At 37.0% G+C, this 23,039-nt stretch carries 23 protein-coding genes and 1 other annotated feature; of the genes, 4 read left to right on the top strand and 19 right to left on the bottom strand.

Annotated features, from left to right (window positions below):
- Positions 1–25 precede the first annotated feature (25 nt).
- Both MKY26_RS02135 and MKY26_RS02130 read right to left on the bottom strand, forming a co-directional pair.
- On the bottom strand, positions 26–334 hold the full coding sequence (locus tag MKY26_RS02135) for an AzlD domain-containing protein (protein WP_095369864.1): 309 nt from the start codon (positions 332–334) through the stop codon (positions 26–28).
- Positions 324–1,049, bottom strand: coding sequence for an AzlC family ABC transporter permease (locus tag MKY26_RS02130; RefSeq protein WP_341091935.1), 726 nt, complete (start codon positions 1,047–1,049; stop codon positions 324–326). Before MKY26_RS02130 ends, MKY26_RS02135 begins: the two co-directional genes overlap by 11 nt.
- 121 nt (positions 1,050–1,170) lie before the next feature.
- Between MKY26_RS02130 and MKY26_RS02125 the strand changes: the two genes are divergently transcribed.
- The 3 genes from MKY26_RS02125 (at position 1,171) to tyrS (ending at position 3,815) form a co-directional block, all read left to right on the top strand.
- Positions 1,171–1,722 (top strand): helix-turn-helix domain-containing protein, encoded by a 552-nt coding sequence (locus MKY26_RS02125; RefSeq protein WP_095369866.1) that lies wholly within the window; start codon positions 1,171–1,173, stop codon positions 1,720–1,722.
- Between the two features lie 109 nt (positions 1,723–1,831).
- Positions 1,832–2,311 carry a MarR family winged helix-turn-helix transcriptional regulator gene (locus tag MKY26_RS02120; protein ID WP_095369867.1) on the top strand — a complete coding sequence of 160 codons (480 nt, stop codon included), beginning with the start codon at positions 1,832–1,834 and terminating at the stop codon, positions 2,309–2,311.
- A gap of 4 nt (positions 2,312–2,315) precedes the next feature.
- Positions 2,316–2,528 (top strand) — a binding site (T-box leader).
- Between the two features lie 39 nt (positions 2,529–2,567).
- Positions 2,568–3,815 carry a tyrosine--tRNA ligase gene (gene tyrS, locus MKY26_RS02115; protein ID WP_341098660.1) on the top strand — a complete coding sequence of 416 codons (1,248 nt, stop codon included), beginning with the start codon at positions 2,568–2,570 and terminating at the stop codon, positions 3,813–3,815.
- Positions 3,816–3,882: 67 nt separating this feature from the next.
- Here the strand turns inward: tyrS and MKY26_RS02110 are convergent, their stop codons facing one another.
- Together MKY26_RS02110 and MKY26_RS02105 are read right to left on the bottom strand one after the other, a co-directional pair.
- Complete coding sequence (locus MKY26_RS02110) at positions 3,883–5,295, bottom strand: 4-hydroxyphenylacetate 3-hydroxylase family protein (RefSeq protein ID WP_341091933.1); 1,413 nt, start codon at positions 5,293–5,295, stop codon at positions 3,883–3,885.
- A 2-nt stretch (positions 5,296–5,297) separates the two neighbouring features.
- Positions 5,298–5,753, bottom strand: coding sequence for a cysteine dioxygenase (locus MKY26_RS02105; protein WP_157733746.1), 456 nt, complete (start codon positions 5,751–5,753; stop codon positions 5,298–5,300).
- A 186-nt stretch (positions 5,754–5,939) separates the two neighbouring features.
- Between MKY26_RS02105 and MKY26_RS02100 the strand changes: the two genes are divergently transcribed.
- Positions 5,940–6,374 carry an RrF2 family transcriptional regulator gene (locus MKY26_RS02100; RefSeq protein WP_307317969.1) on the top strand — a complete coding sequence of 145 codons (435 nt, stop codon included), beginning with the start codon at positions 5,940–5,942 and terminating at the stop codon, positions 6,372–6,374.
- A gap of 116 nt (positions 6,375–6,490) precedes the next feature.
- On the opposite strand, the gene MKY26_RS02095 is transcribed toward MKY26_RS02100, so the two are convergent.
- The 15 genes from MKY26_RS02095 to MKY26_RS02025 all read right to left on the bottom strand — a co-directional run bounded on the left by MKY26_RS02095 (position 6,491) and on the right by MKY26_RS02025 (position 22,531).
- Complete coding sequence (locus MKY26_RS02095; RefSeq protein ID WP_095369872.1) at positions 6,491–7,285, bottom strand: ABC transporter ATP-binding protein; 795 nt, start codon at positions 7,283–7,285, stop codon at positions 6,491–6,493.
- 21 nt (positions 7,286–7,306) lie between these two features.
- Positions 7,307–8,260 (bottom strand): ABC transporter permease, encoded by a 954-nt coding sequence (locus MKY26_RS02090; RefSeq protein ID WP_095369873.1) that lies wholly within the window; start codon positions 8,258–8,260, stop codon positions 7,307–7,309.
- A 46-nt stretch (positions 8,261–8,306) separates the two neighbouring features.
- Complete coding sequence (locus MKY26_RS02085) at positions 8,307–9,314, bottom strand: ABC transporter substrate-binding protein (protein WP_095369874.1); 1,008 nt, start codon at positions 9,312–9,314, stop codon at positions 8,307–8,309.
- Between the two features lie 2,268 nt (positions 9,315–11,582).
- Positions 11,583–12,215 (bottom strand): CatA-like O-acetyltransferase, encoded by a 633-nt coding sequence (locus MKY26_RS02080; protein WP_095369875.1) that lies wholly within the window; start codon positions 12,213–12,215, stop codon positions 11,583–11,585.
- Between the two features lie 152 nt (positions 12,216–12,367).
- Positions 12,368–13,003 carry a pentapeptide repeat-containing protein gene (locus tag MKY26_RS02075; protein WP_095369876.1) on the bottom strand — a complete coding sequence of 212 codons (636 nt, stop codon included), beginning with the start codon at positions 13,001–13,003 and terminating at the stop codon, positions 12,368–12,370.
- 623 nt (positions 13,004–13,626) lie between these two features.
- The gene (isdG, locus tag MKY26_RS02070; RefSeq protein ID WP_341091930.1) at positions 13,627–13,956 is read right to left on the bottom strand and encodes a heme oxygenase; all 330 of its coding nucleotides are present in this window, start codon (positions 13,954–13,956) and stop codon (positions 13,627–13,629) included.
- A gap of 13 nt (positions 13,957–13,969) precedes the next feature.
- A complete protein-coding gene (locus MKY26_RS02065) occupies positions 13,970–14,734 on the bottom strand; it encodes an ABC transporter ATP-binding protein (protein ID WP_095369878.1) in 765 nt (254 codons plus the stop codon).
- Positions 14,731–15,696, bottom strand: a complete 966-nt coding sequence (locus MKY26_RS02060) for a FecCD family ABC transporter permease (RefSeq protein ID WP_322909144.1) — start codon at positions 15,694–15,696, stop codon at positions 14,731–14,733. The genes MKY26_RS02065 and MKY26_RS02060 overlap by 4 nt, the downstream gene beginning before the upstream one ends.
- 37 nt (positions 15,697–15,733) lie before the next feature.
- Positions 15,734–16,663, bottom strand: coding sequence for an ABC transporter substrate-binding protein (locus tag MKY26_RS02055; RefSeq protein ID WP_095369880.1), 930 nt, complete (start codon positions 16,661–16,663; stop codon positions 15,734–15,736).
- 6 nt (positions 16,664–16,669) lie between these two features.
- On the bottom strand, positions 16,670–17,410 hold the full coding sequence (srtB, locus tag MKY26_RS02050; protein ID WP_233435273.1) for a class B sortase: 741 nt from the start codon (positions 17,408–17,410) through the stop codon (positions 16,670–16,672).
- 2 nt (positions 17,411–17,412) lie between these two features.
- Positions 17,413–18,183, bottom strand: a complete 771-nt coding sequence (locus MKY26_RS02045) for an ABC transporter ATP-binding protein (protein ID WP_095369882.1) — start codon at positions 18,181–18,183, stop codon at positions 17,413–17,415.
- A complete protein-coding gene (locus MKY26_RS02040; protein WP_095369883.1) occupies positions 18,173–19,156 on the bottom strand; it encodes a FecCD family ABC transporter permease in 984 nt (327 codons plus the stop codon). The genes MKY26_RS02045 and MKY26_RS02040 overlap by 11 nt, the downstream gene beginning before the upstream one ends.
- A gap of 13 nt (positions 19,157–19,169) precedes the next feature.
- Positions 19,170–20,063, bottom strand: a complete 894-nt coding sequence (gene isdE / locus MKY26_RS02035) for a heme ABC transporter substrate-binding protein IsdE (protein WP_095369884.1) — start codon at positions 20,061–20,063, stop codon at positions 19,170–19,172.
- Between the two features lie 60 nt (positions 20,064–20,123).
- Complete coding sequence (locus tag MKY26_RS02030; protein ID WP_341091928.1) at positions 20,124–21,902, bottom strand: NEAT domain-containing protein; 1,779 nt, start codon at positions 21,900–21,902, stop codon at positions 20,124–20,126.
- Positions 21,903–21,904: 2 nt separating this feature from the next.
- Positions 21,905–22,531: an NEAT domain-containing protein gene (locus MKY26_RS02025; protein ID WP_157733747.1), complete on the bottom strand. Its 627-nt coding sequence runs from the start codon at positions 22,529–22,531 to the stop codon at positions 21,905–21,907.
- Positions 22,532–23,039 lie beyond the last annotated feature (508 nt).

Below are 23,039 nucleotides of genomic sequence, written 5' to 3'. Positions count from 1 at the left end.
ACTGCAAAAAAGAGGAAAGAAATAACTAACTGATGAATAAGGAGTAACCTGACAAAACAATAATAGCACTAAGGACAACAAAGACTACATTCGCGCCAATATAAGCAACAATAAACGCAATCGCTGCACCAAGTAAGCCGTACCAGATGCTTTCTCCAATAAGCAAAACCCCAGGAAAAATAAGAGCACCGAGAGTCGCATAAGGAACATTTTTCAGAACAGATTGCACAAATATAGGCAGTTCCTTTCCTTTAAAAAGTAAAAATGGCGCAACCCTTGGAAGATATGTAACAAGACCCATGCCAATAATTAACCAAAGTACTTCATTGCTCATTTTGCCGATCCTCCCTCTTCATTCCTTCTATAACCTCAACAAGAACGGAAGAAATTAAAGTTGCTATAACAATTGACCATCCTGTTGAAAGTGCACCGGTAAAGGTAAAAATAGTGTTTAATCCGGCAGCAATAGCAGCAAGGTAAACAACTTTAGCACTGCCTTTCATCGAAGGGACAAGTAGACCAATAAACATTGCATATAGCGCAACTGTCATGCTTTCTTGTAACACTTGTGGCAAGTTTGCACCAACGACGAACCCAAGAGCAGTAAAGGTAACCCAGCTCATATACCCAATGATATTCACACCTAAAATAAAACCAGTTTTTTGCACGCCATCTTTTGTAGCAATAACTGAAAAAGATTCATCTGTAATGCCGAATGAATAGAGTGCCTTTTTCATTAGTCTGTCATCTTCGGCTTTTTCATTAAGCGCTGTACTCATCAGAAAATGGCGAATATTAACAATAAAAGTTGTAAAAATAATTTCGAAAGTACTCGTCCCTAAACTAATTAAGCTAAGTGCAATATATTGTGATGCACCTGCAAAAACAATCATACTCATAAGTACAGTCTCTATAAAAGATAAACCTGTTGTCTTTGCTAATAAGCCAAACGTAAGTGCAACGGGGGCATAACCAATCGCAATACTTACACCAGCCTGCACCCCTTTTCGAAATGGTACTTCTCTTGTTTGTAACAATAGCTCCGCCAAGATTTCTCCCTACCCTTCATCCCAAAAAATAGTATAATATTGAATAAATAAACTGATTAGTTATTTGTACATTATATTATACATTCGTACGTTATAATAAACAATCATTTTCGGAGGAATTATGGATAATATTCAAAAAAATATCGGTGTTAACTTAAAAAATCTACGTAAAGCACGAGGTTTAAGTCTAGATACTACAGCAAACTTAACTAATGTAAGTAAAGCGATGCTTGGGCAAATAGAACGTGGTGAATCCAACCCAACAGTGACAACATTATGGAAGATTGCCACAGGATTACAAGTTTCCTTCTCATCTTTAATTAAGGAACAGCAGTCTCCTATTCATGTGGTTAATCGCCATGATATAAGCCCCATTATGGAGTATAGTGGGAAATATCGCGTATATCCGGTCTTCCCATTTGACCCAAGGAAAAAGTTTGAAATTTTTACTGTCGAGATTGAGACAGGTTATGAACATCTATCAGAAAAACATAATGAAGGTGTTGAAGAGTATGTAACGGTGATCACTGGTACACTACAACTTGAAATTAATGAACAACAATACACCATTCAACCAGGTAATTCCATCCGTTTCTCCGCCAACAAAGCTCATACGTATCGCAATATTGGGGAAGATATGATTATTTATCAAACAGTTTTGTATTACCCTTAAGTTTGAGGGTTGCAATTCTGTTTCTTTTTTTGTAGAATCATTTCATAGCTAATGATTCTGAAAATAAAAGAGGGGTGATCCTATTCACCAATTAGACGAAGATGGCTATTTGCATCCTGAAGAGTCAACGGTCATTCAAAAGATAAGTAAAAAAACAACGATAGAGCCAAATGCAATAGCCGTAGTCACTAGCCTATATCGCATTGGCCAAGGCATTAAAAATAAGCTAGAGCAAGAAGTGTTAGCCAAGCATAAAATCTCTTGGACTTCCTTTTCGATTCTTTATGATTTATGGATATATGGAAAAATGGAAACAAAAGAGCTTGCCCTTTCTGCAGGTGTATCAAAAGCAACAATCAGTAATATTATGCGTACATTAGAGAATAAGTCATTTTGCAGAAGGGAAACCGACCCAAGAGATCGCCGAAACACTTTTGTTGTGATTACACCTAAGGGTAGAGACGTCATTGAAGAGCTTTATCCCGAATTTCATGAGGGAGAAATCTCCATTGTTAAAGGGTTAAAAACGGACGATCAAAAGCAATTAGCTGCAACCCTTTACCGGCTCATTAAAGACAATAAATTTTAATAAAGAAAAAGTGATGATAGAAGTCTTAGTAGCAACCTCCTCCCTATCACAGAGAGCCGACAAATGACTGAGAGTCGGTATAAAGGATGAAGCGAATTACAACTTCTTGAACTTTCATTGCTACTTGCAATGAACGGCTACGTTCGTTAAATGTTGAGGTGGAGAAGTATTATACTTCTCAATTAGGGTGGTAACGCGTGAAATCCACGTCCCTTTTATCAGGGATGTGGATTTTTATTATTTTTTAAGGATGTGAATAATTGTGAAAGAAAAATTATCAGAACAGCAATTAAAAGAGTTACAGAGACAATTAAAGTTATACAAACAAGGTGTGCAAGAAATAATACCCACTGAAGAATTAGAAGAAAAGTTAGCAAAATCTATTTTATTAAATAAACCTTTAAAGATAAAGCTTGGCTTAGACCCTTCAGCTCCTGACGTTCATTTAGGTCATACGGTTGTTTTAAAGAAGTTAAAGCAATTCCAAGATAATGGTCATACGATTCAATTATTAATTGGGGATTTTACTGGTAAGATTGGTGATCCAACAGGTAAGTCCATCGCTAGAAAGCCGTTAACCGATGAAGAAGTGAAGCATAACGCCCAAACTTATTTTGAGCAATTTGGTAAAGTACTCGATATGGAAAAAGTTGAATTACATTATAATTCAACATGGCTCTCTCAACTTAAGTTTGATGATGTCATTCAATTAGCAGGTAAAATTACCATTGCCCGTTTAATGGAACGTGATGACTTTGAAGAAAGAATTGCCTTCGGGAAGCCGATTTCTTTACACGAATTCTTCTACCCAGTCATGCAAGGATACGATTCTGTTGTGCTTGAATGTGATATTGAGTTAGGGGGCACCGATCAGCACTTTAATGTCCTTATGGGTAGGCACTTTCAAGAGAAATTTGGAAAAACTAAGCAAATTGCACTGCTGATGCCACTACTTGAAGGATTAGATGGCGTTGAGAAAATGTCAAAATCGAAGAATAATTATATCGGTATTAATGAACCAGCAAACGAAATGTACGGGAAAGCGATGTCCATTCCGGATGAACTCATGGTGAAGTACTTTACACTTATTACTCCACTTACACCTGAAGAAATAACTGAGATAGAAGAAGGGCTAGTTAAGCGAACCCTCCATCCACGTGATGTAAAGATGCAATTAGCAAAGCTAATTGTACAAATGTACCATGATGAAGAGGCAGCTGAAAAAGCAGAACAACAATTTATTACGATTTTCCAAAAAGGAGAAGTACCTGAAGAACTGCCGACAATGACATGGACTGGCCCAACTTCTATCACCATTGTGCAATTGTTAGTAGATACAGGCTTACTGCCTTCAAAATCCGAGGCTAAAAGAATGATTGCTGGTGGCGCAATTAAAATAGATGGTAAAAAAATCACCACTGATATGGAAACGACTACGATTAGCCATAATATGATTGTTTCAGTAGGTAAAAGAAAATTCATGAAATTATTGTTAAAGAATTAGGTTGTGAGGTAATTTAAAAATAGTCACCTTTTATCAGGTGGCTATTTCAATGTTTAGGCTTCTTCTACTAACAGTTTTTCCAAAAGGGAGCTAGCTGTCTCGTCCACTCTTTTTTATCATATTTCCGCCACATATCTGCTGTTTGCAGCATCGGATCCCCAGAATAAAAGCGCTCGTATAATTCATGACGAGAACCAAAAGGTGAACCTATTAAATCCCAAGCTAATTTAAATAGCTTCGTCCTTTCTTCTGCAGTAGCATTCTTCCCTTTATAATACTGTTGTGTCAACTGACTGATTTCACCTGATAGATCGGCCATGGACGAAGGTAATTGTATCAAGCCGCCAGCACCTATTAATTGAATGATTTCAACTGCATTGGGATAATATTTCGTCCCCAGTACTCTCGCTGTTTGAATATAATTAAAATCTGGAATATAAATGTCTTTCTCCAACTTTCCATTTTGTTCAGCGGCAATGATTAACCCTTCAATTGTGCGAATTTGGATAATAAGTTCCCCTAGCTTTTCTTGTACATGTAAATAGCCATCTGCTCCAATCACATGTGCCATGGCATTTGCTACTGCTGCCATAAAAGATAACTTCGTTTGCAAGCGCACAATGGCTTGATGATACGCTAAGCTATTAGAAATAGAATCAACTTTTAACTGAGCTAAAGCAATAGGATTATCATGCAGTAAAACTCTCTCCCACGGAACAAAGACATCATCGAAAATCAAGACCGCATCCATTTCATCGTATTGTGCACTAAGGGAATGTTCAACTTGCGACGCTTCTGCAAAAGACTCACGACAAACCATATGCAAGCCCTTAGCATTTGCGGGCACAATCAGCATATGCGCTAAATCTTTCTTCGCCTCATCTAAAGGTGCTAAGGGATAAACAATAATATCATGGGCATAAGGTGCGGAAGTGCCAATCATCTTAGCCCCATTAATATATATGCCTTCGTTTGTCTTTTTTGTTATTCTCAATAAACCTAACTTTTTCGTATTATAATACTCATTAGCACTCCTGTTGATTTGCGGATCTCTTTGAACAATGGCAATGAAACGATTTTCTCTTTTGGCTATATGATAATAAGCCTCTATTTTTCCTGGGAAATGCGGATCTAATTCACGATACGCTTCTCTATTTGCATACCAGCCTGCCACTCGCGAACGGGCATAATCGGAAAGTCGACTCATCATGCCGTTCGTATCTTTCGCCCATGCCTCAAAAGCCGTGCGCCTTTCCTGTAATTCAGTGATATTTCTTGGCAAATAAAAAGCCTTATGCACCCATTGCTGTAAATCATCATCAAAATAACCGATTAATGGCTGTAACTTTGGGTTCGTTAATTGCGAAAACAAGGATTCAATCGTCGTCAACGTACCTCTAAAATTTGTATCTTCGGTAATATCAATTCTTTTACCGTTCAACCACACATTTCTGCCATCCTTTAAGCTTTCAATAAACAAGCTTATTCTCTCCCTTCAGCAGGATAAGTCTGATTATGTGCTAATGGCGGTGAATACACATGAAAACTAATGACCTCAAATGGTGTGGGATTAAACATGAGATGAATGGTATCCCCTTGTACATGAAAAGACTCATCTGCCTTATATGACTCAATTTTATTAACCGATAAATCTTTATGATAAATGAGATTAAGTAAGCTTCCCTGAACAACATAAACTTCTCCTTTTGAAAAACCATGATCATGGACAAGCGTTTTAGCAAATGGCGGAAGATAAACAACAATGACCTCAACCTGCTGATTGCGATAAATGACGTTTCTCCCATACTCTAACATCCCTTGCGGTTGTGTAATATAAGGCTCCAACTCTTTTGAACAAATATTTAATGAACGAATCGCCTTATCTAAAGGCACTTCTTTTTCTTGTAAAACTTGGCGAACTTTTTCTTGAAATGTCACGGTGTAAATCGCTCCTTTACATGCAATTCTATGAATAGTTGATCGACTTTCTCAACTTTCTAAAATACAATATGACAAGCTTGTACTTTCGTGATTAGAATGCAAGAAAATGAGTAGAAGCCTAGGTTATAATTCTCTGAAAGCACTAATACCCTTTTATAAGATGTTTAACAGGAGGCCGAACTTTTGAAAATATCGAGTAAAGGTGAATATGCGCTGCGTTCATTAATTGTTCTCGGGAATAATGAAGGAACTGTTATAACCATCAAAGACATTTCAGCTCAAACATTAGTACCTGTTCAATATTTGGAACAAATTCTACTTCTTTTAAAAAGCCATGGTTATGTAAAAAGTAAACGAGGTGTCTACGGGGGCTATATGTTAAAGAAAGAAAGTCATGAGATTAATATAGGAGAGGTCATTCGTCAACTAGAAGGTCCACTTGCACCGATGAGTTGTGTCAGTATCACCGCTTATGAATATTGTCCATTAGAAGATCAAGGGTGTGTGCTTCAGCCACTATGGGCACTATTGCGTGAAGAAATTGCCTTTATCTTAGATCAAGTTTCATTACAAGATTTGATCAACCGCAACATTCCTTCACCAAGACAAAATCATTAAATAGAAATCACCCTGCTATCGTATTTATAAACAATCTATTGATAGAACAAAAATCAAGTCCCCACCACAAAAAAAAGAGTCCACTAACGGACTCTTTCTCACACTAAAATCTTCATTTATGCAAGTATTGCACGGTCACTGTTCATTTTTTCACCACGAATTTGTTGAAATTCATTTAATAATTTTTCAACCGTAAGCTGCGATTTTTGCTTCTCATCCGCAGAAAAAATAATCTGGCCTTTATCCATCATAATTAACCGATTTCCTAGATCGATCGCTTGCTGCATATTATGAGTTACCATTAATGTCGTTAATTGGTATTTAGCAACAATTTCTTTCGTTAAATTCGTAATCAATTCTGCCCGGGATGGATCTAAAGCGGCCGTATGCTCATCCAATAAAAGGATTTTAGGTTCTGTGAAGGTTGCCATCAAAAGAGACAATGCCTGCCTCTCACCACCTGATAATAAACCTACTTTTGCTTGCAGTCTGTTTTCCAAACCTAAATGAAGCATCTCTAATTTTTCTTGAAAAAACAATTTTCTTTTCTTCGAAACGCCTATATGCAAGCCGCGTGATCTCGTTCTTGTGTAGGCAATGGCTAAGTTCTCTTCGATCGTCATTGCAGGTGCAGTCCCTGCCATTGGGTCTTGGAATACGCGCCCTATTAGACGTGCCCGTTTATTTTCCTTTACATTCGATACATTTTTTCTATCAATAATTATTTGACCGACATCCGGTATTAACTTCCCTGAGATAATGTTCATTAAAGTAGATTTTCCTGCCCCATTACTACCAATGACCGTCATAAAATCGCCTTGATGAAGATCGAGATTCATCTGTGTTAGTGCAATCTTCTCATCTGGTGTGCCTTCATTGAAGATTTTATGAATCTGATTTAATTCAAGCATGTCGTCACCCCTCTCTTCTACTTATTCCATTCCTGCTTGAAGCATTCGTTTTTTCTTTCGTTGTCTCTCTTTTTGCTTCTCAAGAATCTTCGGTAGTACAAGCGCGAAGACGACAATCAATGCCGTAATTAATTTCATATCTCCCGTTTCTAAGAACTCCACGCGTAGCGCTAATGTAACAATAATACGATACAGAATCGCCCCACCGATAACAGCTAATGTTGCTCGAACAATTGTTTTTGCACCAAAAATCGCTTCGCCGATAATAACAGAAGCAAGCCCAATAACAATCATGCCTATACCCATGCCGACATCACTGAAACCATTGTATTGTGCCACTAAGCCACCTGATAAAGCTACCAAACCGTTAGATAGCCCTAGACCTAATATTTTTAATGTATCTGTATTCGCTGAAAAGCTACGAATCATCGTTTCATTATTACCTGTTGCTCGAATGGCCAGACCAATATCAGTTTTCAAGAACCAATCAATAATTACTTTGACAAAAAGAGCCAATATCAGCATGAGAATTAAGATTGCCCATGTTTTTGGCACAAAGCCAATGAAAGCTAAGGCGTTATCTAAACCTAATCCTTGCCAAAAATCAGTTAGTTTTGTAATGACGGTTTCCTCTGATAATAGTGGGATATTCGACTTACCCATAATGCGTAGATTAATAGAGTACAAAGCAATCATCATGATAATCCCTGATAATAAAGGATTGATCTTTCCTTTTGTGTGAAGTAATCCTGTCACGCTGCCAGCTAGGAAACCGGCAACGAAAGCTAAAATTGTTGCTAAGAATGGATTCGTTCCTCCTACAATTAAAACGGCAGCAACTGCTCCACCAGTGACAAAACTACCATCAACAGTTAAATCAGGAAAATCTAATACTCTAAAAGATAAATATACACCTAACGCCATTAATGCATAAATTGCACCTGCTTCAATGGAGCCAAATATTGCTGAAGGCATTATGCTCTCTCCCTTTCATCTGTCGTGCTGATTAAGATACCTGTCATTATTCAATAAATTCCGCAGATTCTTCCCATTCAGGATTTAGTTCAACACCCATTGCTTCAGCCGCTTCCTTATTTATAACAAGCTTTAGATTTTGTGGATATTGTACATCCATTTCGCCTGCTTCTTTCTCACCTTTTAATATTTCTGCTGCCATCACACCTGCTTCATAACCGATATCATTATAATCAAACCCGTATGCAGCAAATCCGCCACGAGCGACAGAATCTAATTCACCAACAAAAAGTGGAATTTTCTTATCTGTTGCCACTTGAACGACTGACTCTAGAGCTGTTACTACTGTATTATCTGTAATGATATAAAGGACATCTGCTTTACCGACTAATGATTCTGTAGCTTGTTTTACTTCAGCTGATGTTGAAACAGTTGCTTCAGCTAATTTCAATCCTGTTCCTTCTATAACTTCTTTCACTGTCTCAATTTGCGATACAGAGTTGGCTTCACCCGAATTATACACAACGCCAATTGTTTCAATATCAAAATATTTGTTTATGAATTCTACTGTATTCGGTATGGCATCTGGGTGATTATCTAATGTGCCTGTAATATTTCCGCCAGGTGCTTCCATAGAATCAACAAGTCCGCCACCAACAGCATCTGTTACAGAAGTAAACACAATCGGAATATCCTTTGTAGCATTTAATGCACCTAGTGCACTTGGTGTAGAGTTAGCAAAGATTAAATCCACCTGATCACTTACAAAGTTGTTCGCAATCGATTGATTATTATTTTGATCCCCTTGTGCAACTTGTGTATCAAATTCTACTTCTAATCCCTCATCCTTCAATGCTTGTTGAAAGCCAACAGATGCTGCATCTAAACTTGGATGTTCAGCGATTTGCGTGATACCGACTTGATAGCTTTTCTCACCGCTTTCTCCACTTGCCTCATTCGTTGTTTCTTCAGAGTTTCCGCATCCTGCCAATATTAATGCACTTAATAATCCAGCTGTCGATAATGTTTTCCACCTATTTTTCTTTTTCACTATTCATTCATCTCCTTCACTTTATCGCTTTTATGCTTTTGTGCTTTGGTTCATTAAATTATATACATATAATACTAAGGAGACAAGAACTTTTTATTATTTTCCAAAAATTTATGTTATCTGACACTAAAAAATAGAATGAATTCCATGAAATTGGAACTACAATTAATATATAATTAATTATTATAAATTTTCAATTAATTTAATGTATATTACTACCACTATTGAATAAAAATGATCAGCTAATGGATACCCTTTTCCCAACATACCATTCTACATCGTTTGTATTGAATCCTGCCGTGCGTTCGCTTTTAAGCGAAGTTGTACTTTTTCTGTAGTAATCTTCTACAGTTAATAACTGCTTGGAATAATCTACGTAGGAACCTTGTTGGATAGTAGCTTGTCCTATATTAGACGCCGTAACCGTTGTATATTAATTCATGGCATAATCCAATATCCCTACTTTTAAATCTAATCTAAGCTATGGTACACCCCTCTGTCATTGCTTAGGCACACTCGAGTTTTCGCTATGTGGTAACCTTTGTGTACACTTGTTGTATCAAATGAAAGGATGCCTCGATACGTGCCGTTATACATCCACTTGCCAACCACTTTTATTGTTACTCCCCCCTCCCCCATCCGCAACGAGCTCCCTACAAAAACTTTTGAATAGTTACCTTGAGCAAAAGAACCTCATTTTCAGTAGTCTTATATTTTTCAACCTTGTAAGTTTAACCGTCAGGCACTTAATTTTTTCTGTTTCATTTGGTTTGTAAAACCGCTCTCCACTCTGTTTTGTTCGAAGTGATTCCAATTACCGATATTCTTCTCTGCTTTATATTCTAAACCCGTACCAACAAAACACTTCTGGATAAGTTGCCTCTAAAATAGCATCCCTTTTCCAGCTGATAACCCTATAGACTTTGTTATAACTCGAAAAAATATTGGCGCATTTCTTTCCTGCAAAGATACTAGGCCCGCCATCTCTTCAAACCAATTCCAACAATTATTGTTATTAGCAGAAGCACTTTTATTAGGATATAAAACGAGAAAACCCCTTATGAAAGCGCATTCATTTTAACATGTCGCAAATTGACTAACAGCTTGCGTGCAGTCATGCAACATCACCATTAACGGAACTTAATCACTCCCTTCATAAGATGATGGCACATATAAGGTAAGTTCTCCTGCCGTATGATCCACTAATACTATAACCAGCTGCTAGTACTGATTCTTTTGGTACAGGGTCAAATACCTTACATACTCATAATAAACTAATTGCCAATAAATTGCATAATTTTTTTACGTTTTTTTCTCCTTAAATCTACTCATTCTATTTTAATTTCTAGAAACTACGAAAGAGTCACAAAGAAATGTCGTTGGCTGTAACGAAATACGAATTGGGTCGTCTAATGAAAAAAGTATTATTAGAGGGGACTTATTTGAAGTGGCTTTTTTGGAAGTCTAGTTTTTATCATTTTGGTTCTAACAAGTATTCTTATTTTTTTTAGAAACTCTACTCCACCAGTACCTATCATTACAGTAGGTAAAGATAAAATACCTTCTACTCAATGTTCTTATTGTTGGCATAGTCTCAATAGTGGCAAATGTGTTGTAGATGTTGGCTGCGTAAAATTATTTTAGGAGTGCTATATGTCGTACATCTTCCCTGGATTATGTAGATAAAATGACTATTCGGATATTTCATCTAGAGATTCTAATAAAATTCTTAATGATATCTAATCCGGTAGATTGTATAATAAATCTTCTTTTTGTTAATTCCCCCCTAAAATGACTAAAGCCACAATCAACATCTAAACTTTTATTGATCTAACCCATGTCCAATTAGCTTATATAGATATTCAAAGGTGATTGTTTGACTAAATTTATTATTCCAAAGTAAATCACGGTGTGCATCAGTAAGGTCTTAGTAAAAATAAATGAAGAATAAAAGTAACAAAAAAGAGAAGATTAACAGACCTTCTCTTTTTTATATCCTTTCAACTATTATAATGTCACTCATCTCTAAAAGAGTATTTGCTTCCACAAGTTCTACTTCAATTTTCTATGTGAAATATTAAACGTTGTTTAATTTTCATAATAAAGTTTGGTGATTTTCTAATGTTCATCTCCCATAATTGGGCCTCTATCGTATTCTTGAAGTTTTTATGCGATTCTCCCTCATAGCCATCAAGCTAACCAAAATGAATATTTAAAGTTTCTATTCTTAGAAACATTTTCAAAAAACGATTATAGTGAGAGCGCTAAAAGTTAACGCTTCATTTCACGTTGCAGTATATCAAAAAAAAGCGATACATGATAACCATCTACTGTCGCATGATGAACTTTAATATTCACCGGCAGTAGCAACTGTGAACCTACCTTTTCATACTTTCCAATAGTAATCATTGGTGTTAAATTATTTTTAATAGCTCCTGCGTGAGATGAAAAATGTTCAAAATGCATCCAAGGAATCGATGAAATGTTCACCACATTTGGTGGGACATCTTCCATTGGTGCGATATCTGTTGTGTTTGCATAGTCTTTTATAAGCTTTTTGTACTCACAGTCAACTGATTTATAATCTGTTAATTCTTCCAACCATAAACTATAAAATAACTCTGTTTCTTGATTAAAGTTCGTAAACGTTGGCACTAATTCTTGCCATTCTACTAATTGCTGATTTTTGTGGGCATACCTCAAATTCGGAATCTTGTTAACCGATTTAGTTAAATTAAAAATGGAGTAAGCATAAAAACTTATAGATTCGTCTTTGCATTTTTCAACTGCTCGCGAAACATCAATTTTTACTGTCATTTCAAAGGTTGTGTCTGTCGCCATAAAATACTCATAATAATTTCTTCTTGGAAAACTTTCTAAATCAATGACTTGATAATTTGACATCTATTTCAACCTCTCATTTAAAATATTACTACATGTTGGCAAAAAGAAACTTTGCATAAATATCATCAAAATTTGTTTGCCTTTTATGATAAATAAAGCTTTCATAAGTCATTTTGTGCCATTAAAATCAAATTACGAAGTTAAAGGGGACGTTACTGTCGGATTTTTAGACCTAATAACGAAGCAAATTGTATCGCTTGAGACGTTGATACTATACACCCTCTTAAGTTTTCTATTGAAACAGTTAAAGAATCAAAATCGGATGAGCTAATATCAATTCCTTTTAATGGTGTCTCATCAAAGTTTGCCCCATTAAGGTTGCATGACAGAAATTCTACTTTTTTAAGCTTACAGGCAAAAAGGTCAGCATTTTTTAACGCAGCATTATCAAAAATCACCTTTTCAAGTTTTGAGTCACCGAACGTAACCATATTAAGAATTGATTCCATAAATCTTGTATTACCGATATAAGACTTTGTTAAGCTGCTGCCAAGTAACTTACAATTAAGAAACTCAACTCGATTCATGGAGGCATTACCCAAATTAGCATTGGATAAATCACAATTCTCAAAGCGTACATCAGTAAGGTCAATTCGCCTAAAATCCGTATTTGTGAAATTACAATTCCTAATCACTGTTTTATATAGTCTCACTCGATCAAGTACTTCGTTGGCAAATTCTGAATCGGTAACCATACACATTTCAAATTCCGGATCTTCTTCGTAAAATATATCTGTAAATCTCTTTTCAGTTAGATCTTCAGGGATCTTGGGTGTGTCAAGCTTCACTGTATACTACCTACTTTCAAAAGATTATCATTCATTTATAAGTTCTTTAGATACAAACTTAAGGGAACATACGTTCTTTTTCAAGACTTGACTTTTATACATTTTCTGATACATAGGATAATCAAGACGCATATCTTAAATGAAATTGTTTGTCCAAGAAATCCCCTTATTATAGTTAAATGGGACCTGAATTCAGGGTAGATACAACAAGCATTAGACCCTTGTTAAAAGGAAAGTCCATAAGCCAACGATTGTTTCCCCTAATGGAGACGTATACATTGAATGTTAACGCAAACCTACTCATCATCCTTTCACCATTGAATAATGGACTGATTATGAAATGGTAACCTCAAAGGATATGACAAAGGAGAAAATAACCTCACCATTCAGGTCGTGGACAAGTATGATGGGCAAGAAAAAGAACAGCTCAAATAATGTACATTTTTTCTTATTATGATGTTTAAAGAAAACTTAGTTTCTTTATGATGATACACCGATTTCTAATCAGTTTGCCCCCTCTTTAAACGCTTATTGTCTATACTCTATTGATTATTTCAACATTCAAAAAAAGACACCCCCAAATAGGATGTCTTTACAATCTTTTTGTAAGGAACTAAGTACATTTACCCGACAGAGCTTTCTGTCTCTATCCTTGGCTTGCGACGTAACTTTACTTGATAATAAGTCGTTTTGTTTTTAATAATAAATTCAGGGATTCCGCCTCTATGGGCATCTTTAAATTCTCGACTTTTCATCCATCCTTTAAAGCCTGTTGGATCTTCCCATCTTGTAACAATAGTTATTTCTTCATACTCTTTCGTATTTTCCGTTAACATAACTTCTAAACCAACGAAGCCCGGCATCGTTTCTACCTTACCTTCTCGATTAAATCTCTCAACAAACATATCAGCATTTCCTGGTTGAAGGTGAACAGTATTTGTTACAATATACATCTCAGGTTCCCCCTTAAAATTGATTTGGTTTAATTAATGGCACTTTACCATCAAATATTACATCAGCATCAAGTTTATATACTTTTTTAAGTAATTCTGCATTTAGGATTTCCTTGGGGAGACCGGTTGCGACAATTTCCCCTCCTTGCAGAACTACCATTGAATCACAATACATCGCTGCATATTGGAGCTCATGAAGTACCATGACAATGGTCATTTTAAACTGTTGATTCAGTTCTTTTAGCAATGACATCAGTTCAATTTGGTGTCCGATATCCAAGTAAGTCGTCGGTTCATCCAAGAGCAAAATATTCGTTTTTTGAGCAAGTGCCATCGCAATGCGGACACGTTGCTGTTCTCCTCCCGATAATGTTTGCACAAGACGATCGCTCATATGAGTAATACCAGTTACCTTCATTGCCCAATCAATGATTTCATTGTCTTCTACGTTCTCACTTTTCATCATTTTTTGATAAGGTGTTCTTCCATACGCAACCATTTGTCGCACTGAGAACCCCGGCATCCCCTCCTTTAGCTGAACGAGCATAGCTAACTCTTTCGCTAAATTCTTTCTTGTATAGTTATTGATACTCTCATGATTTATAAGAATATCTCCTCGGTTAGCGGATATAAGTTTCGCTACCAATTTTAATAGTGTCGATTTACCCGATCCGTTCGGTCCGACAATCCCTGTAATTTGCCCTGTTGGAAATGTCAGATGGATATCTTTTAATTGAAAATTCCCTTGCTTATACGCGACTTGCTGCAAATCTATCATGCAGAAACCCTCCTCTTCCTTAATAAATAAAGAAAGAATGGTGCACCTATGCAAGCGAGCAATATCCCAACAGGTAACTCAATTGGGTCAAACAATGTTCTTGCTACAGTATCGGCAAAAGCTACTAAACTAGCTCCACCTAGGATTGAAAATGGTAAAAGATAGCGATAATCTTCACCAATAATTAATCGAATCATATGAGGTACGACTAGACCAACAAAACCAATTAACCCTCCAACACTGACCGCGGTTCCTGCTAAAAAAGAGGCCAGTAATATCATTTGCAATCTTGCCCACTCTACATTTTGACCAAGTAGTTTTATTGTTTCGTCACCCAAAAGCATAAGATTCGCTTTCTTAATAGCAAAAAAAGAAAGCAGTAGACCAATAACTGCATATGGCAACATGAATTCAAGATGATACCAACTGCGCCCATTTAAGCCACCAGATAACCACGAGAGAACAGCTTGCACGCGGTCACTATAAATGACCATAACACCATTCATTAACGCACCTAAAAGGGCATTCATTGCTACACCTGCCAGAATAATTTTCACTGGAGAAGCGCCTTTTTCCCATGCTAGTAAATAGATGAGTATCGTTGTTAGAAATGCGCCAATAAATGCACCTGCCGGCAATAAATAGCTGTAAGCAGGAAAAACGAGCATCGTTATGACAGCAAGTAAACCGCCACCAGCAGAAACACCAATAATCCCCGGGTCTGCCAATGGATTTTTCATCACACCTTGCAACAAAGCCCCCGAGGCAGCAAGACATGCGCCCACTAGTAAAGCAACTAGTACCCTTGGTAAACGTAAATCGAATATAATCGTCTGATACATTTCCACCCCATTTCCTTGAAAAGCTTGGAGGATTTCAACTAACGGTATGGAAATAGCTCCGAAGGAAATACCTGCATAGATAGATAGTAGTGTAAGGACAATTAGGACCACGAAAGTCAACACGACTTTCCTATTTTTTACTACATTCAATGATGGTTCACTTCACTTTCAACTTCTCTGAGAGAAAACTGACTGCTTCCACAACCCTTGTGCCAGGATTTGTACCAAATAGGTCAGCAGGTAACACTTCAATTCTGCCGTTTTTCACAGCTTCAATAGAGTTCCAAGCTGCATTTTGTTGCATTTCTTTTATAAACCCATCCCTCACCTCTTCGGGATTCCCGTGGGTCATTAACATGACAAAGTCAGGATTTGCTTCAATAATTCTCTCCGTATTGATTTGCGCATATTGTGGGAAACTCTCTAACGCTTGATAATCTGCAGCAATATTCTCACCGCCTGCATATGTTAGGATATCCCCACTTAAGGAATTCGGTAGAGCGGCCATATATGTTCCTGGCGCACCATAAACAAGTAAAACGCGAACTGCAGTCGATGGTTGTTCTACCTCTTTTAACGTCGTTTCTAGATCTGACCTTACACTCTTCGCCTCTTCTTCTTTATCTAACATCGATCCATAAAGTGAAATTTGATTCATTATGTCTTCAATTGAATTAGCTTCTGTTAAAATTACTTCTGCTCCTAATGATTCCAATGAAGGTACATCTTTTTCATTCAACGTTCGATTGGCTAATATTACGTCAGGTTTCAGTAATGCTATTCTTTCTAAATTAACTTCATGTGTGGAGCCAATTTGTTGTTCTCCCTCGGCTTCTTTAATCCACGTATCGGCATTCGGTCTGCCAACTACCTTCTCTCCCAATGAATAAATAATATCGACATCACCATTGCTTAATGCGGCTATTTTAGTCGGCTCCTCAACAAAACCGATTTCCCTACCAGCAAAATCTTCTATTGTATATGACGATTCTACTGAAGAGGAGACCGCATGTTCTGTATCTTGTACACCACAGCCTACTAAACTAATGGATGTGCCAAGCAAAAAAGCGCCTAACCATTTTCTCATCACTTTTTATCCCCTTTCTACTAACTTCGCATGGACAACTAGCCTTCCTTCTGTTCGATCTAAAGAGTAATCACAAGTTGAAAGGGTGACAATTCTATCATTTCCTGTTATTTGCACATCTGTCTCATGTACAGACTTTTCCTTTAGCGAATGAATAAAGTCGCCATATTCTTTGTCAGATGAAAAATCTGTATCAATATAATAAAAATCAGTCTTCGTTTGATAAACAGAGAAAACTTCCAAATCATAGCCTTGATAAAGCGTATCGTAATAGATGACTTGGTGCTTATTAAAGAAAGATGAATCCAAATACTTCTTCAAACCAGCGAACATTGTACCATCCTTCATTCGATGTCCATATATGACCGTATTAAGATCCTCCTCATCGCTGATATTATTGCGATAATCCATGAAGATACTTCCAGCTCTAGTTTCTTCTCGCAAGTAATTTCTTGTTAAATAGTAGTCATTATCCCGTGTCTGTAATATCGGATAATCAATCGCTGTATCGTCAACCGTAATCCAGCCTATAATATCTTCATTTAATTCTTTTAATGGTTCAAACTGCGCTCTTAATCCCGTTGTTTGCGTATTTGGCTCATGTTCATCTGCCCGATAAATCTCTTGCACATTATTCATGTTTTGCCTGTTCTCATAATAGTCATAAAAAATGAGAAAAAGTTGTGAACCAGCATAGAGGAAAACACCAATAGCCAAAAGGTTAACTAATGTTTTGAGCATTTTCATTGTCATGTTCCTAAAGGAACTAAATACAGTCCCGTACGAATATTATGCTCTACACAAACATCTACGCCATATATATCTTTAATTAAGGATTCGTTGACGATTTCTGGGGGCAGACCAGATGCAACAATTTCACCATCACACATGACAATAAGCTGATCAGAATAGCGTACTGCCTGATTAATATCATGAAGAACCATCACAATCGTTAAACCGTATTCTCGGTTAAGTAATTGAATCAGCTCTAATAATTCCAACTGATAATACATATCCAAATACGTTGTTGGCTCATCAAGGAAAAGCATTTTTGTTTTCTGCGCTAACGCCATCGCTATCCAAACTCTTTGCCGTTCACCGCCAGATAATTGATTCAACTGCCGCTCTCGTTTGTCTTCAAGCTTGGTTAATGAAATTGCCCAATCGATGACTTCCTCATCCTCTAAGGACAACTTTTGAAAGGCTCGCTTATATGGTAATCTACCAAAAGCAATGAGCTTCTCTACTGTTAAATCTATCGGCGCTTCATTTTGCTGGTAGACTGTTCCTACTAACTTTGCGAACTCCTTTGCTTTAAAGTGGTGTATTTGTTTGCCATCGATCATTATCGATCCAGCTGTCAACTTTTCATCTCTTGCTAATAATGATAATAGCGTTGATTTACCGGACCCGTTAGGCCCTATAATGGTAGAGATTTTCCCTGCTGGAAAAACCCCAGTATTGTCTTTTAATATTTGTTTTTCCTTATCGTATGAAAATTGGATGGATTTAAATTCCATAAACTTTATCACTCTTTCTTAATAGAAATATTAAGAACGGCCCACCGATGACAGCCATAATCGTCGAAGCTGGTATCTCTAGTGGAGCGATTAGCGTACGACCTAGTGTATCAGCCGTCAAAATTAATAATGCACCTGCAATAGCAGAAAATGGGATTAATCGTTTATGATCCGTACCGATTAATTGCCTAGCAATATGAGGAACGAGTAAGCCAACAAATACAATGACTCCGGCAACAGACGTTGCAACTGCAGCTAAAAGTACAGCGATGGCTGATATCATTATTCTTGAGACATTGACATTCATACCTAAATTCTTAGCCTTTTTATCTTGCAATGCCAATAGATTACACCATGGACTGACTAAGAATGCTAGCACGAGACCAAGAATGCCGTACATGACAATGATTTCAACCTCTGCCCATGTTTTCATTGTTAACGTAGAGCTATTAGATGGACCGAGGGCGATATTGAAATAACTGCAGATCATTAAGAGTGCTTCTCTTAATCCTGTAAACATTGCGCTAACAGCAATACCCGTTAAGATAATACGTAAAGGACTTAATCCTGATTTCCAGCTCATAGAATAAACGAGAAAACAAGCGATACTTCCCCCAATGAAAGCAAATAACGGCCCACTTATATATAAGCCCGGAAGAAACAACATACCAAACAAAGAAAAGAAGCTCGCCCCGGCAGAAATCCCAATGACCCCTGCATCAGCTAATGGATTCCTCATCACTGATTGAAACAGAACACCCGCTACTGATAGGGCGGCACCAGCAAACATTGCAACGATAATGCGGGGATAGCGTAAATCGCGAATGACAGCTACTTCCTCATTTCCTCCATAAAACAGGTCCATTATTAATTCTTTGATCGTGACAGATACACTTCCACTTAAAACAGAAAAGCCCGTCACTACTAACAAAAGAATGGTCACGATTACAAAATAGAAATTTTTTTTATTCATAAGCTTCTTCCTTTTAATCTACGTATAGTATGTCTACAAGCTCATCAAGTGCGTTTGTTACATTCAAATTAGCGGTTGTGGCAAATAAAGGTTCCCTCAGATCGTATACGCGATTATTTTTAACTGCATTAAAATGTTGCCAAATATTATTGTCTTTGAACTCACTATTAAACATTTCAACTACTTCATCGGGCATCCCATGTGATAATCGCAAAATGACATCAGCATCTGCTTCATGTAAATACTCTGTATTTGCTGATATATATTCTTCGTTAAAGCCAGTAATTGCGTTCTCACCACCAGCAACCTTCACTAAATTACCTACATAAGAGTTTTCTGTTGCCACTAAGTAGCTTCCAGGAATCCCGAGTAAGATTAGTACTTTTGGAGATTGATATTGTGCGGTTTTTTCTTGTATCTCTTCAATTTTACTTTCAACGTTTTGAGATAGAGCTTCTGCTTGAGCTTCACGATGATATGTACCTCCTAATTCCTTGATTGTTGTGATCATACTTTCTACACTTTGAAAGTTGAGAAATTCTGTTTCAATTCCTGCATTTACAAACGAGTCCTTCAAGTCATATTCTAATGTAGTCACTGATAAAACCTTATCAGCATTTAATGTTTTAATGACCTCCATATCAGGCTTCATAGGATTTCCAACCTCGACAACATCTTGATATCGTTCAGGTAGTGGAAATGAAGTGGTAGGTATTCCGACTAAATCCAGCTCCAGTTCGTTCATCACTTCTGCTATAGCAGTAGTTGTTGCAACAATTCTTACTTTTTCCTCTTCTGTTTGACCTTCATCTTTCGCTTCCTTCTCTTCACCTGCAGTCTGTCCGCCTGCACACCCAGCAATGAAAAATAATAGCATGATGTAAAATATTAGTTGAATTCTTTTCATAAGAAACCTCCAAATGGGACTGCTGTTCAAAATGCGAACAGCAGTTTATTACTAAATTCCTTACATACCCATTCCTTTTAATCTGTATTTTCTAAATAAATAGAATCCAGACAAAAGAAGTAATGCTGCATAAATGCCTACTTGAAGATAATTTAATGAATCACCTGTTTTTACATTGGTTACATTTTTTTGATTATCTTTTGGTTGTTCTTGATTATCATTACGGTCAAATGGCAAATGACTATCATTGTTATTTCCACTTCCGCTACCCTTATCTTCCCCAGGAGTGATTGGAGGGGGTGTTTGACCATTACCATCATCGTCAATTTCAACATCCAAGCTCGATACATCTAACACAAATCGAACAGGATAAAGATGTGGTGCACCAATGGCTTCAATAGCAGCTACATATGTTTCTTGGATTGCTTCAATATCAACTGATAATACACGTTCTTCAGCTTCTTCGTCTCTACTTATTTCTTCTAAAGCTACCTTTTCACCAGCAATATCAAATTCAATTGTTCCTAACGTATCAAGCCCCGTCACTTGTGTAAATTGCAGGGAATACTCACCGTCATTTACAGTTAATAAAGCTTCATCCGCAAAATATTTCGCAAATGCAGATTCCGTATCAGAATCTACACCAAGAATAGATAATGGTAATGGATACTCACCATCTGCTAACACATCATCATTTGGTGCTGGCTCATTATCACCTGGTTCTTCTGTGCCTGGTTCTTCAGTTCCCGGATTCTCTCCTCCAGGTTCTTCAGTTCCTGGATCATTTCCAATTGGTTGGATGCTGTCTACATCATACTCAAGTGCTACATCATGAGTACTACCATAAGACATAACCATACGTAAATTAGTCAATTGGTTCACATCTGCTATTTGGAATTTAACTAGTTTTGTTTGTTCTGCAGCGTTCTCACTTACTACTTCTACATCTTCAAAAACATCATTTAATTCTGATTGAAGATTAGTAATTACATGACTTGCCCCTAAGTTGAAAGAAATATAAGGAACACCCTTTGCAATCGTTAACGTCGCTGGGCTTTGGAAAAATCCTGCCCAATTTGCAGGTGCTGGTTGCCCATCATATAACACTTGATATTTGATTGTATATTGACCATCTGCTAACTCTTCATTTCCTGGTTCTTCTGTGCCTGGCTCCTCAGCTCCCGGCTCTTCTGTGCCTGGCTCTTCAGTTCCCGGTCCTTCTGTGCCTGGCTCCTCAGTTCCCGGCTCTTCTGTGCCTGGCTCTTCAGTTCCCGGTCCTTCTGTGCCTGGCTCCTCAGCTCCCGGCTCTTCTGTGCCTGGCTCTTCCGTTCCTGGCTCCTCAGTTCCCGGCTCTTCCGTGCTTGGCTCTTCTGGATTTGGTTCTTCAGGTTGATCTAATTCAACAGTAGTAATTGAATTTTCATCAAAAGAAAGTTGAATGGTATGGGTTCCGTAAGACATGAATAATTTCACATTTGTTGATTGATTCAGTCCATCAATAGGAAATTGATATACTCTTGAAGCCTGGTCTTCACTTACAACTTGGGCATCTTGATAGGTACCATTGGACTCTGTTTGTATCTTTTGCATTACTTGGTTGGCACCATTAATTTTTATCGTGATGCTTAATGCTCCATCTTTTGCTATTAATGATGCAGGATTTTCAAAAAAGCTATTCCAGCTTGCATTAGGCTGACCATTATATAAAATTTGATAATTAATGGTATACTTCCCATTTGCTAAATCTTGCGCAGCATTTACTTTTATTGGTGAGGCATTTTGTAAAACAGCTAAGGCAAGGACAAATAGTGCAACTGTTACTCTTAATAAGCGTTTCATATTTAACCCCTTTTCATTTGTTTTTGATAAGTGAATAAAATAAATAAAGCTGCACCGATAGCTAGTAGAACATAAAGTTGAACATTGTCTCCAGTCTCTGGATTAGCTACAACTTCTTGTTCTTGATTCTGTCCGCTGGTATTATTATCTTCTTCACCACCAGATGAAGCAGGTGCTGTTTCTTGATTATTCGTTGCCGCCTCAATTAACTTTGCATTCGCTTCATCAAAAGACAGTCTAATAGAATACCAGTGATCATAAGAGGCATCTGCAACGACATGAATTTTTGCATTTACAGGTTGAGAAATACTATTTACTGTAAACTGAACTGTTTCATTTTCACCGCTAGTTGATAGCACAGATACATTTTTTGATTCAACTTGGAAATCTTTAATCATGCTGCTCGTTGTTGTTAATTGGACCGTTATTTTGCCACCTTCTACTTTTACTTTTGCTGGCTTAGCAAAATACCCATCTGCCATGGATGCTGAGCCACTATCTGGTTTAATAACTGAGTACGACACAGAATATGTACCATCAGTTAGTGCAGCTGACGTATGTAGGGCTGGAGTAATGACTAAGAATACAATTACTGATAAAAGTAGAGCCGAAAACTTTTTGACTAACAAAAATATACCCTCCTCTATATAATTGATTATCATTCTCAATTATATTGAAATAAAAAAACTTATCTTCACCCTTATACAATAAGCCATAGGATTTTAATGATTATCATTCTCAACGTTATACAAAAAAAATAATATGCCTCCTTCCCCTTTATGGACTAGGTAATTAGGATGATGACCGTTACAACGTAATTGTAGTTGATAATGATTATCATAGTCAATTGTTTTTTCGCAAATATTTAACATTTTTTTCACTTCTTTCGTTCAACACCAAATATTGGTCTATATTTTGGTCGAATGAATACTACCCTACTTTGTCAAGAAGCACATTACTATCTACTTGATTACTAAGATAAAACATACTCACCTTTTATAGATAGCAAGTATCTTATTTGTGACTTTCCCATATACTTCTTCCTATTTTCTTAGATTTATTTTCCTATTCCGGGTCTAAAGCGTTACGCATGATTTTGCCCAGCTCTCATTTCCGTGAGTGATGCGACAAAATTCC

Source organism: Cytobacillus sp. FSL R7-0680 (assembly GCF_038009245.1).
GTDB classification, from domain to species: domain Bacteria; phylum Bacillota; class Bacilli; order Bacillales; family Cytobacillaceae; genus Cytobacillus; species Cytobacillus kochii.
Note: the sequence above shows the minus strand (reverse complement) of the source record. Positions and strands in the feature narration are given on the sequence as shown.